Genomic DNA, 12,176 nt, shown 5'->3' on the forward strand with positions numbered 1-12,176 from the left:
CGACGCGACCACATGCAGCATCGGAACACCAAGAAGGCATCAGGGGGCAGGGACGGGGGACCCATAACCGGTCCGTCCCGCGCCGCAGCAGTCAGGCGGTGCATCCGGGACAACCTCGGGGTGAAGCCGCTTCGGCGGCCGGGCAACCTTCCCGCCCGAACCCGACAGCTAACCTCGCAGGCGTGCCGGAGGGAATTCTCTACCGTGCACGAACACAGTTCGCGCCGGGGCCGTCGCACGTCCGTCGGTACCGGCACTGTCGCACTGTCACTGGGTCTCAGCCTCTGCGCCGGTCAGCTGGTGACCGCCTCGCCCGCCGCGGCGTCGGCCACCACCACCGCCCCGGTCACCGCCGCCTCGGCGGCCGCGAAGGTCACACCCAAGCTGACCATCAAGGCCAGCACCCGGAGCCTGCCGTGGGGCTCCAGACTCAAGGTCACCGCCAAGGTGATCAACCCGAAGACCGGCAAGGTCGCCCGGGGCACCATCCGGCTCCAGGGCTGGACCGGCAAGAAGTGGAAGACCTGGGACATCAAGAAGGTGACGACCGGTTCGGTCACACTTTCCGGAAAGCCCAGCGCCACCGCGTACACCCGGACGATCTTCTCCGGGGCCGGCTACAACACCCGGTCGACCAGCAAGCTCCGGATCACCGTCCGGGCCAGCGGCGCCAAGGTCCTCGCCGAGGCCAAGCGGCACAAGGGCGCGCTGTACCTTTTCGGGGCCAGTGGTCCCAAGCGGTTCGACTGCTCCGGCTTCACCAAGTACGTCTACAAGAAGTCGGCCGGCAAGTCGCTGCCGCACAAGGCGCACTCGCAGCAGAAGTACGGCAAGTCGGTCTCCAAGGGCAGCAAGAAGATCGGTGACCTGATCGTGTTCCGCAAGGGCTCGTACGGTTACCACGCCGGCATCTACGCCGGCAACGGCTACATCTACGACTCGCCGCACAGCGGTGCCCGGGTCGGCAAGCACAAGATCTGGAACAGCAACTACGTCGTGCGGCGCCTGGTCGCCTGACGGCTGCTTCCCTCCGTACGACGGTGTGGTGGCACCGTTGGCGGGCTCGGCCCACAGCGGCCGTAGTAAGTAAGGAATAGAACTACGCCTGTGGGGCGTGACCCGGTTCGGGTCACGCCCCACAGGCGTTCCGATCCTTGTACGGCCCCAAGCGCCCGAATCGATCTGCTGCGCCCTGTCCCGGCGCCCACAATCCCCGCGCCGATCTCGGGCGCCTACGTTCCCGCCCCTCGGCCGGGTGGCCAGGATCCCGCCTTGGTCCCAGGAGCCCACGTTCCGGCGCCGATCTTCGAACCCTCGTCCCGTGCCGGCGCCGATACCTGCCTCCCGTGCCGATCCTCCGCCCGCGCTCCGTGCCGACCTTCGGCCCGCGCTCCGTGCCGACCTTCGGCCCGCGCTCCGTGCCGACCTTCGGCCCGCGCTCCCTGCCGACCTTCGGCCCGCTGTCCTGTGCCGACCTTCGGCCCGCTGTCCTGTGCCGATCTCCGGCTCCCACTCCCGTCTCGACCTTTAGCTTGCACTCCGCATCGACCTTCGGCCCCCACTCCCGCGCCAATCTTGGATTCGAGCTCCGCGGTCCTGTGTGGTCGAGCGCCCCGGACTGGCGCGGCTCCTGCTACCCGTCACGGATCTTGGGCGACGGGTCGCGCGGCGTGTGGCCGAGGAACCAAGATCGGCGCGGGCACTGCTTCCGGTTAGGGATCTTGGGCCATGGACCACATGCGAGTGGGTGAGGCGCCCAAGATCTCGCAGCAGCGGTCGCCCGGAACGGATCTTGGGCCGAAACCCACACCCGGATGTGGTCGATCGCTCAAGATCTATCGTTCGTCGCGGCTCGCGGCTCGCGGCTCGCGGCTCGCGGCTCGCGGCTCGCGGCTCGCGGCTCGCGGCTCGCGGCTCGCGGCCGGCGGCCGGCGAGCGGCCGGCGAGCGGGCGGCCGGCGAGCGGGCAGCCGGCGAGTGGGCGGCGGGCGAAGTCGCGCAGCAGCCTGCCGGTCGCGTTGGTGGCCCACACGCGAGGCGGGGCGGGAAAGCCCGAGATCTCGGTGCCGCGCTCGGGCTGGCGTTAAGGCACCATTCGGCTAGGGCTGGGCGGTGGTCGGGCGCGGCTCGTTGTGGGGGTTCACCGCGCGAGAGAGCAGGGGCCACGGTGGGTAAAGCGCCAAGGGCCGCCGTGCGGCCTGCTCACCGAAACCGTCGCCCAGGCCGTCGGCGGGAGAGCGTTGAGACCGCCGCCGAAAAAGAGGTGCGGCCTGCGGCTTGAGTGGGGTGGCTGGTGGCCCCGGCCACCGCCCGCCCGCCGTCCTTCCCCGAGGTAGGGCGCCTTCCACCCCGGAGCACCCCGCCTTCCCTGGAGTTCTCCACCTTCCTCCCCCGAGGCACCCCACCTTCCTCCCCCGAGGAGCCCCACTTTCCTCCACGCCGCGGCCAACACGGCCACGAGAGCCCTCTCCAGGCAGGGTTTTAGCCCCCACTGCGCCCGATGTCGGAAACCGGACGACGTCGATCATGCTCCAGCCCTCCACTTCACCCCACCCTCTGTGAACTGGGGTTTCGTCCGCGAAAACGGCTCGCGAGCGTCCCCGTTCGGGTTGCAGGTGGAGGGAAGTGGAGTAGAGTGGAGCTCAGTGGCAGGACCGAGGATCTTCGACCCGAAGCCTGCCGGCCCGAGTTGACAGGCGGACCGACTCCACCGCGAAGGAGTGGACGCCACGGCAAGGGGGGATGGGCCGATGTTTCTCGGCACGCACACCCCTCGCCTGGACGAGAAGGGCCGGCTGATTCTTCCGGCGAAGTTCCGTGATGAGCTGGCGGGAGGTGTCGTGATCACGAAGGGGCAGGAGCGCTGTCTTTACGTGTTCCCCATGCCTGAGTTCCAGCGCATCGCGGGTCAGCTGCGCGAGGCGCCGGTGACGAACAAGGCGGCCCGGGCTTACGGCCGGGTGTTCTTCGCCAGCGCGCACGACGAGGTGCCTGACAAGCAGGGCCGGGTGACGATCCCGGCTCACCTTCGGGATTATGCGAGTCTCGGCCGGGACCTCGTGGTGATCGGTGCCAGCACACGGGTCGAGATCTGGGACAAGCAGTCCTGGGACGACTACCTCTCGGCGAGCGAGGAAGAGTTCGCCGACATCGAGGAGGGGGTGCTGCCCGGCGGACTGTAGGGCGTGGCACTCGGTGGGCCGCCGGCGAGAGTTGCCGGCAAACGGCCCGGACGCCACTGCCGCCGTACTGCGAGATCTCCAGCCGCTCCCGCTCCTGGCGCCTCTTCCCCGGCGCCAGGCGCGTGTCCGGGGCCGGGTGACACCGGCACAGGACACGAGCGGATGGGGATCTGGCGGTACGGATGGGCGATCGGGCCGAAGCAGCAACTGCACAACCGGGTGGCACGCGAGCGGGTAAGGCAATGGGGGTCGACATGGGGGAGCCGCGGGGCGCGCACGTTCCGGTGCTGCTCGAGCGTTGCCTCGAGTTGCTGGCTCCCGCGCTGAGCCTCCCGGGCGCCGTCCACGTCGATTTCACGCTGGGTCTCGGTGGGCACGCCGAGGCGGTTCTGGAGCGCCACCCGGCCGTGATCCTGATCGGACTCGACCGCGACACCGAGGCACTCGCTCACGCCCGGCACCGGCTGGAGCGCTTCGCCGGCCGGATCCATCTGGTCCACGCCGTCTACCACGAACTTCCCAGGGTCCTGGACGAGCTCGGGATCCCGGCGATCCACAGCGGACTGTTCGATCTCGGGGTCTCCTCGCTGCAGTTGGACGAGGCGGATCGCGGGTTTGCGTACGCGCAGGACGCCCCACTGGACATGCGGATGGACCAGTCCACCGGGGTGACCGCCGAGGAGATCGTCAACACGTACGAGCCGGGTGCGCTCGTGCGGGTCCTCCGGCAGTACGGCGAGGAGAAGTTCGCGCCGCGGATCGTCTCGGCGATCGTGCGGGAGCGGGCGAAGTCCCGGATCACCTCGACGGCCCGGCTCGCCGAGTTGGTGAAGGACGCCATACCAGCCGCCGCGCGCCGAACGGGTGGAAATCCCGCAAAACGAACCTTTCAGGCATTACGTATTGAGGTGAACGGCGAACTCGAGGTCCTCGAGTCCGCGGTTCCGCACGCTTTGGACGCGTTGGCGCCCAAGGGGCGTCTTGTGGTGATGAGTTATCAATCACTGGAGGACAGGATCGTCAAGCGCGCTCTCACCTCGAGGGCGCGCAGCACCGGGCCGATCGACCTGCCGGTCGAGCTTCCCGGGACCGGTCCGACGCTGCGGTTGCTGACCCGGGGATCCGAGCCGCCCACCGAGGAAGAGGTGGCGGAGAACCCGAGGGCGGCCTCGGTGAAGTTGCGCGCGGTGGAACGGATCGACGAGCAGGAGCAGGGGCGTACGTACAACCGGGCACCGGGGACCGGCCGCGAACGGCCCCGGATGGCCGGGTCTGCCCGCGGCGCGAAACCGGAGCAGCCCGGGGAGACAACGCGCGGGGGACGAGGGCGGTTACGCCCGGGGGCGAACGAGGAGGGGGAGGGACGAGCATGAGCGAGCGGGACGACGCGCCGCGGTCGGGGGGCCGGTCGGCGCAGTCGCGTGCCACGACGGGGCGGCGTGGTCACGAGGACAGCCGCGATGCAGCGACCCGGGGAACTGGCGTCCGGGGGGTGCGCCAGTTCCCGGGCCGGCCCGACACGCGCCGGTCCGGGATGCAGTCCGGCCAGGCGCCGGAGGCCGGCGAAGTGACGCGAGCAGGCAGGTCGGCGCGCGCCGAGAGCGCAACCCGCGACGGCAGCGGATCAAAGACCAGCCGGGGTACGCGCAACGAGCTCGACGCCCGTGCCGGCAAGACCACGCGCGCCGAGGCCGAGGCAAGGACCAGCCGGGGTACGCGCGCCGAGCTCGAGACGCGGTCCGGAAGGGGCGCACGGGCTGAGGCCGGGACGCAGTCCGGAAGGGGTGCGCGGGCTGAGGCCGGGACGCGGTCCGGAAGGGGTGCGCGGGCCGAGGCCGGGACGCGGTCCGGAAGGGGCGCGCGCGCCGAGCTCGAGACGCGGACCGGCAGCGGTGCGCGCAACGGGGCCGACGCGCGGGGCGGAAAGGTGCGCGCCGAGCGGGCTCTGCCGGGCGGGAACGCGATGCTGGGCGGGCGGGGGAGCCGGAGCGGCGGCGCGCCGGACGCGAAGGCGATGCGGGGCGCCAAGGGCGGCCCGGTGTCGGGTACCGCCGCGCTGGCGCTCGATGTCAGCGACCCCGAGGTGACCGCTGCACCGCAGCCGGCCGGACGACCCCGGCTGTGGCTGGCGCCGCCGGTGCCGATCCGGGCGCCGCGGGCCACGTTCGCCGCCGCGGTGATCGCTGTGGTGCTGGTCGGCGTGCTCGGCATCCTGCTGATCAACACGAAGACGATGGAGCAGTCCTTCCGCCTCGACACGCTGCGCAAAGAGCAGGCCGCCCTCGACAAGCAGCAGCAGGGGCTGGAGCAGCAGCTCATCCAGGCTTCCAACCCGGGCAACCTGCACGCCGCGGCGCGCCGGCTGGGCCTGGTGCCGGCTGACGCGCCGGCCATGATCCGGCTGCCGGACGGCAAGGTGATCAACCCGCCGAAGCCCGGTGAGGGCCCGACATCGCTGACCTACGTGCCGCAGGAGAACACCGGTACGCCGACCTCGGGCGCCGGGCGGTAGGCCTCCGTGGCACCGCGAGCCGACGACGAGGAACCGCGCCGGGGTACACAACCCCGGCGCGGTTCGTCGCGTGACGTTCCCGCCCAGGACGAGCGCGAGGACAGCACGGGGCGGCGGGGCCGTTCCAGCATCGGTGACGCGCGGGCCTACACCCCGCGCGGGCGGACCGTCGCCGAGCGCGGCCGCCTGCCGCGGTCTGGCCGCACCACCGACCCGTTCCGGCCGGCGCTGCAGGTTCTCGACGGCGGCGAGACGGGCCAGCGGGCCCGCGGGCGCACCGGCCGTGCCCCCGAGGAGCCGCCGGAGCAGGCGGAGACGCCGCAGGCCCGGCGCCAGGAGGCCAAGCCGCGGGAGGCACAGCCGGAACGCGGCCGCTCCACCACGCCGGCCCACGATCGGCGCACCGCCGACCGCAGCGGCACCGGCGCGGGCCGTGCGGAAAAGGGCGCGGGCCGTGCGGAAAGGGGCGCGGGCCGTGGCGAAAGCGCCTCCGGTCGTACGGAAAAGGGCTTCGGGCGTACCGAAAAGCGGTCTGAAAGGGAGCGGAGCCGGACCGAGAAGGACCGCCGCAACCCACCGCCGCGCCGGCCCCGGCCGGTGCCGGCGGAACCGCCGAAGCTGGCCAACAGCACCCGCCGCCTGAGGCTGGGGACCGTGCTGGCGCTTTCCCTGTTCGTCGCGATCGGCGTGCGGCTGGTGGTGCTGCAGGTGGCGACCTCGCCGGCCGAGGCGAAGGAACTGCTGGATCTGCGCGCCGACCGGCTGACCACGGTGGAGCTGCCGGCGCCGCGCGGCAGCATTCTGGACCGCGACGGCAACGTGCTGGCGCACAGTGTCGAGGCCCGGTACGTCTACGCCGACCCGGAGAACGCCAAGCTCCAGAAGAACATCCCGGCGATCGCCGCCCGGCTCTCGCCGCTGCTCGCCGTGTCCCGCTCGAAGTTGATGGCGGACATGCAGCGCAAGCAGCTGCCGGACGGCAAGTGGACGCAGTTCCGCTTCCTGGCCCGCGGTGTGGACGTGGCGATCGCCGACAGGATCGACGCGATGAAGCTGGCCGGCATCTACACGCACAGCGACGAGCGGCGGGACGTGCCCGGCCGGGATCTCGCTGCCAACCTGATCGGGTTCACCGGCGACGATCACCACGGGCTCGAGGGCCTGGAGGCGCGGTACGACGATCTGCTGCACGGCACCGACGGCCGGCGGATCTTCGAGATCGGCAAGGGCAATCTGAACAAGCAGATCCCGGGCGGGTACGAGCAGTACACCGCCGCGAAGCCGGGCAAGTCGCTGCAGCTCACGATCGACCGCGATCTGCAGTTCCGGGTGCAGCAGATCCTCGACGCGGAGGCCGAGCAGCGCAACGCGAAGGTTGCCGGCGCGGTCGTGCTGGACGCGAAGACGGGTGAGGTGCTGGCCCAGGCCAGTTACCCGCCGTACAGCGCGGCCGAGCCGCAGAAGGTCAAGCCGGAGGAACGGATCGACGTGCCGTCCAGCATCGTCACCGACCCGGGATCGACGCACAAGGCGTTCATCTTCGGGGCGGCGCTGCAGGAGGGCCTGATCACGCCCGAGACGATCATGAAGATCGGCCCGGCCGTCGAGCGTGGCGGTGAGCGGTTCGAGGACACGCACCCGATGGACAAGGGCACCGAGATGACCATGCCCGGTCTGCTGGCGTATTCCTCCAATGTCGGCACGATCCTGATCGGGGAGAAGCTCGGCAAGGAGAAGATCTACGAGTACCAGCAGAAGTTCGGGCTCGGCAAGGCCACCGGTGAGGGCATGCCGGGCGAGGCCGAGGGGCAGCTGCTGAAACCGGCCGACTGGAGCGGTTCAGCGCCCGGGTCGGTGCCGATCGGCCACAGCGTCTCGGCCACCCTGATCCAGATGGCGGCGGGGTACGGCGCGATCGCCAACAACGGCACCTGGATCCAGCCGCACCTGATCAAGGCGACCATCTCGGCCGACGAGAAGGTCACCCCGGCCGCCGCGCCGGAGACCCGCAAGGTGCTGGATCCGGACGTCGCCGCCGAGTTGCGGACGATGATGGAAGCCGTGGTGGACGTGAAGGGCGGCACCGGCAAGGCCGCGGCGGTGACCGGTTTCCGGGTGGCCGGCAAGACCGGCACCGGCAAGATGCTCATCGACGGGCAGTACACCAGCCACAACGCCAGCTCGTTCGTCGGGATGGCCCCGGCCGAGGACCCGCGGTATGTGATCGCGGTGTCGATGGACGTCTCGTCCGGCGGTGGCGGCGACGTGGCCGCCCCGGCGTTCAGCCAGATGATGTCCTACGCGCTGCTCCACTACCGTGTGCCACCGTCCGGTACCAAGCCACCCACCTTCAAGATCCATCCATGAGTGTCGGGCGCATGGCGTTGACAGGAACTCGTACGGCACGGGGTAGGGTCTGACGCCGTGTCCGGCATTTCCCGACCCGAGACCGTCTTGCCGTACCGGTTGCAGCAGCTTGCCGAGCTGCTGCCCGCGACGCTGAACGGTGGTGACATCGAGGTCACCGGGGTCACGCACAGTAGTGGCTCGGTCCGTCCCGGCGATCTGTACGCCGCGCTGCCCGGTGCCAACCGGCACGGCGCGGAGTTCATCGCCGACGCCGCCCGGTCCGGCGCGGTCGCCGTGCTGACGAACCCGGACGGGCGCGACCGCGCGCTCGCCGCCGGGCTCCCGGTGCTGGTGGCCGACGATCCGCGGGCGGTGCTCGGCGCGGCCGCGGCGGCGATCTACGGCGAGCCGTCGCGGCGGCTCACGATGATCGGGATCACCGGCACGGCCGGCAAGACCTCGACGTCCTACCTGGTGGAGGCCGGGTTGCGGGCCGCCGGGCGGGTGACCGGGCTGGTCGGCACGGTGGAGACCCGGATCGGCGACCTGGTGGTGAAGAGCGTCCGCACCACCCCGGAGGCCACCGACCTGCAGGCGGTGCTCGCCGCGGGCGTGGAGCGCGGGGTGCAGGCCGTGGTCATGGAGGTCTCCAGCCATGCGCTGGTGATGGGCCGGGCCGACGGGATCCGGTTCGCCGCCGGTGGCTACACCAACTTCGGCCAGGACCACCTGGACTTCCACCCGACCTCGGAGGAGTACTTCGCGGCCAAGGCGCGGCTCTTCGACGGCCGGTCCGCAGTGGAGGTCCTCAACCACGACGACGCGGCGCTTCAGTCGCTTCGCAAACCGGACACTATTACTTATTCCGCCGCCGGGGACGCCTCCGCGACCTGGTGGGCTTCGGAGATCTCGCCCTCCGCGTTCGGCCAGCGGTTCGTCGCTCACGGCCCGGATGGTCTGGTGATCGAGACCGGTGTCGCTCTGCCCGGCCTGCACAACGTGGCGAATGCCCTGCTCGCGCTGGCGTTGCTGGTCTCGGTGGGCGTCGATCCAGCGGGCGCGGGAGAGGGCATCGCCGCCTGCCGGGGCGTTCCCGGCCGGCTCGAGCAGGTCCCGGCCGCGAGCGAGATCCTCGGCGTCGTCGACTACGCGCACAAGCCCAACGCGATCGTGGCCGCGCTGGCCGCGCTCCGCGAGCTGGCCACCGCGCGCGGCGGGCGGCTGATCTGCGTGATCGGCGCCGGCGGCGACCGGGACAAGGGCAAAAGGCCGCTGATGGGCGAGGCCGCGGCCCAGGGCGCCGACTTGGTGATCATCACCGATGACAACCCCAGGACCGAAGATCCGGCATCCGTACGCGCTGCCGTGCGCACCGGCGCCGAGGAGGCGGCCACGGCTGCCAAGGTCGTCGAGGTGGCCGGCCGCCGGTCCGCGATCGACGAGGCGGTCCGGATGGCCGCGCCCGGCGACGTGATCGCGGTGCTGGGCAAGGGCAACGAGCAGGGCCAGGAGGTGAACGGCGAGGTGCTGCCGTTCGACGACCGCATCGAGCTGGCCGCCGCGCTGGAGGGCCGACCATGATCCCCATGACGCTGGCCGAGATCGCCGGGATCACCGGCGGCCGCCTGGTCAACGCCTCCGACTCGGTGACCGTGACCGGGGCCGTCGAGTACGACTCCCGCAAGGTCGGCCCGGGCGGCCTGTTCGTCGCGTTCGCCGGCGAGAAGGTGGACGGGCACGACTTCGCCGCCACGGTGGTCGCCGCCGGTGCGGCCGGGGTGCTCGGCACCCGGGACACCGGTGAGCCCGGGGTAGTGGTCGAGGATCCCCTCGCCGCGCTGGCCGCGCTGGCCCGGGTGGTCGTGTCCCGGCTGGACAAGCTGACCGTGGTCGGGCTGACCGGCTCGTCGGGCAAGACGACGACGAAGGATTACATCGGCCAGCTGCTCGCCCGGCTCGGTCCGACCGTGGCGCCGGCCGGATCGCTCAACAACGAGCTCGGGTTTCCGTACACGGTGTTGCAGGCGACCACCGAGACCCGGTTCCTGGTGCTGGAGATGGGCGCCCGGGGGATCGGGCACATCCGCTACCTGACCGGCATCGCCCGCCCGCAGATCGGCGTGGTGCTCAACGTCGGCGCGGCGCACATCGGCGAGTTCGGGTCGGTCGAGGGCACCGCGCTCGCGAAGGGTGAGCTGGTCGAGTCGCTGCAGTCGTCCGGTGTCGCGATCCTGAACGCGGACGATCCGCTGGTGGCCGCGATGGCCTCGCGGACTTCCGCCCGGGTGGTCCGCACCGGTGAGTCGGCGGCTGACGTCCGCGCCACCGATGTCGTGGTCGACGCGTCCGGCCGAGCCGCCTACACCCTGCACGCTTCCGGCAGATCCGGGAACGTCCGGCTTGCGGTTGCCGGGCGGCATCAGGTGCCGAACACGCTGGCCGCCGCGGCGGTGGCCCTGGCTGCGGGGATGGACCTCGACGAGCTGGTCACCGCGCTCGGCGAGGTCGGCATCGTCTCCGGCCGCCGGATGGACGTCTTCGACCGGCCGGACGGGGTGACGGTCATCGACGACTCGTACAACGCCAATCCGTCGTCCACCGCGGCCGCTCTGCACGCGCTGGCCGCGATGGGCGAAGGACGGCGTACCACCGCTGTGCTGGGCTACATGGCCGAGCTCGGCGAGCACGAGATCTCCGGGCACGCCGAGGTGGGGCGGCTCGCCGCCGAGCTCGGGGTGGACCGGCTGATCGCGGTGGCCGGGAACGCCCGGCCGATCCTGGACGGCGCCGCCGGCCTCACGGGGTGGCCGGGCACGGCGTACTTCGCAGCCGACCAGGAGGCCGCGATCGAGATTCTGCAGAAGGACCTGCGCGCCGACGACGTCGTGCTGGTCAAGGGTTCCCGGTACCGCACATGGGACGTCGCCGACTGGCTGCGGCGTTCCGAGGAGGTTCAGCCCACGTGAGGGCAGTCATCGTCGCGGCCGCGGTCGCCTTTCTCATCTCACTGTTCGGCACCCCGATCGCGATCCGGGTCTTCTCGGCGCTCAAGGCCGGACAGCCGATCCGTTCCATCGGCCCCGCCACCCACATGGGCAAGAAGGGCACCCCGACGATGGGCGGGGTGGCGTTCATCATCGCCACCGTCTTCGCGTACGTCGCCGGGCACCTGGCCCTGACCACGCTGCCGGACCGGCAGATCGCCCAGGAGAAGCCGACCATGACCGCCCTGGTCCTGCTCGGTGTCTTCGTCTTCTGCGGCGCGGTCGGCTTCCTGGACGACTTCCTGAAGGTCCGCAAGCGCAACTCCGACGGTCTCAGCGCCAAGGGCAAGCTGCTCGGCCAGCTGATCATCGGCACCGGCTTCGGCATCGCCGCGCTCTACTTCCCGAGCACCAACGGCCAGACCGTGGCCAGCGAGAACATCTCGTTCATCCGGGACGTGGACTGGCTGAACGTCGGCAAGGTCGGCTCGGTCATGGTCTTCGTCTTCGTGATCATGGCGATGTCCAACGGCGTGAACCTCACCGACGGCCTGGACGGCCTGGCCACCGGCGCCTCGATCCTGGTCCTCGGCGCCTACTCGCTGATCGGGTTCTGGCAGTACCGGCACTGGTGCGGCGACGACGGCTACCGGGGCGCGCCGGGCTCGCTCACCGCCCAGCACTGTTACGAGGTCCGCGATCCACTCGAGATCGCGATGATCGCGGCCGCGGCAGCCGCGGCGTGCGTCGGGTTCCTCTGGTGGAACACCAACCCGGCCCGGATCTTCATGGGTGACACCGGCGCGCTCGCGCTGGGCGGCCTGATCGGCGGTCTCGCGGTGGCCACCCGGACCACGCTGCTGTCGGTCATCATCGGCGGCCTCTTCGTGATCATCACGATGTCCGTGGTCATCCAGATCATCTCGTTCAAGACCACCGGTAAACGGGTGTTCCGGATGTCGCCGCTGCAGCACCACTTCGAGCTGGCCGGCTGGAGCGAGGTCAACATCGTGGTCCGGTTCTGGATCATCGCGGGCATCTGCGCCGCGATCGGTCTGGGCCTGTTCTACAGCGACCACCTGGCGGTCATGGGATAGATCTCCCGCGACACGCCATCGACGTGACCGGGGAAGGTGTGGACATCGGACGA

General features: G+C 70.9%; 8 protein-coding genes and 1 riboswitch. All 8 genes read left to right on the plus strand.

Going from position 1 to position 12,176, the window contains the following annotated elements; all coding sequences use genetic code 11:
- The first annotated feature begins 70 nt into the window (after positions 1-70).
- A riboswitch (cyclic di-AMP (ydaO/yuaA leader) is annotated at positions 71-198 on the plus strand.
- Positions 199-300: 102 nt separating this feature from the next.
- The 8 genes from OHA21_RS48040 to mraY all read left to right on the plus strand — a co-directional run bounded on the left by OHA21_RS48040 (position 301) and on the right by mraY (position 12,123).
- Positions 301-1,017, plus strand: coding sequence for a C40 family peptidase (locus OHA21_RS48040; protein WP_328467093.1), 717 nt, complete (start codon positions 301-303; stop codon positions 1,015-1,017).
- Between the two features lie 1,732 nt (positions 1,018-2,749).
- The gene (gene mraZ, locus OHA21_RS48045; protein ID WP_328467095.1) at positions 2,750-3,181 is read left to right on the plus strand and encodes a division/cell wall cluster transcriptional repressor MraZ; all 432 of its coding nucleotides are present in this window, start codon (positions 2,750-2,752) and stop codon (positions 3,179-3,181) included.
- A gap of 254 nt (positions 3,182-3,435) precedes the next feature.
- The gene (gene rsmH, locus OHA21_RS48050; protein WP_328467097.1) at positions 3,436-4,554 is read left to right on the plus strand and encodes a 16S rRNA (cytosine(1402)-N(4))-methyltransferase RsmH; all 1,119 of its coding nucleotides are present in this window, start codon (positions 3,436-3,438) and stop codon (positions 4,552-4,554) included.
- A 554-nt stretch (positions 4,555-5,108) separates the two neighbouring features.
- On the plus strand, positions 5,109-5,693 hold the full coding sequence (locus tag OHA21_RS48055) for a hypothetical protein (RefSeq protein WP_328467099.1): 585 nt from the start codon (positions 5,109-5,111) through the stop codon (positions 5,691-5,693).
- 129 nt (positions 5,694-5,822) lie between these two features.
- On the plus strand, positions 5,823-8,060 hold the full coding sequence (locus tag OHA21_RS48060; protein WP_442875214.1) for a penicillin-binding transpeptidase domain-containing protein: 2,238 nt from the start codon (positions 5,823-5,825) through the stop codon (positions 8,058-8,060).
- 57 nt (positions 8,061-8,117) lie between these two features.
- A complete protein-coding gene (locus OHA21_RS48065; protein ID WP_442875035.1) occupies positions 8,118-9,623 on the plus strand; it encodes a UDP-N-acetylmuramoyl-L-alanyl-D-glutamate--2,6-diaminopimelate ligase in 1,506 nt (501 codons plus the stop codon).
- Complete coding sequence (locus OHA21_RS48070; protein ID WP_328467103.1) at positions 9,620-11,008, plus strand: UDP-N-acetylmuramoyl-tripeptide--D-alanyl-D-alanine ligase; 1,389 nt, start codon at positions 9,620-9,622, stop codon at positions 11,006-11,008. The genes OHA21_RS48065 and OHA21_RS48070 overlap by 4 nt, the downstream gene beginning before the upstream one ends.
- Complete coding sequence (mraY, locus tag OHA21_RS48075; protein ID WP_328467105.1) at positions 11,005-12,123, plus strand: phospho-N-acetylmuramoyl-pentapeptide-transferase; 1,119 nt, start codon at positions 11,005-11,007, stop codon at positions 12,121-12,123. Before OHA21_RS48070 ends, mraY begins: the two co-directional genes overlap by 4 nt.
- Positions 12,124-12,176 lie beyond the last annotated feature (53 nt).

The sequence above is a fragment of the Actinoplanes sp. NBC_00393 genome, from assembly GCF_036053395.1.
Classification (GTDB): domain Bacteria; phylum Actinomycetota; class Actinomycetes; order Mycobacteriales; family Micromonosporaceae; genus Actinoplanes.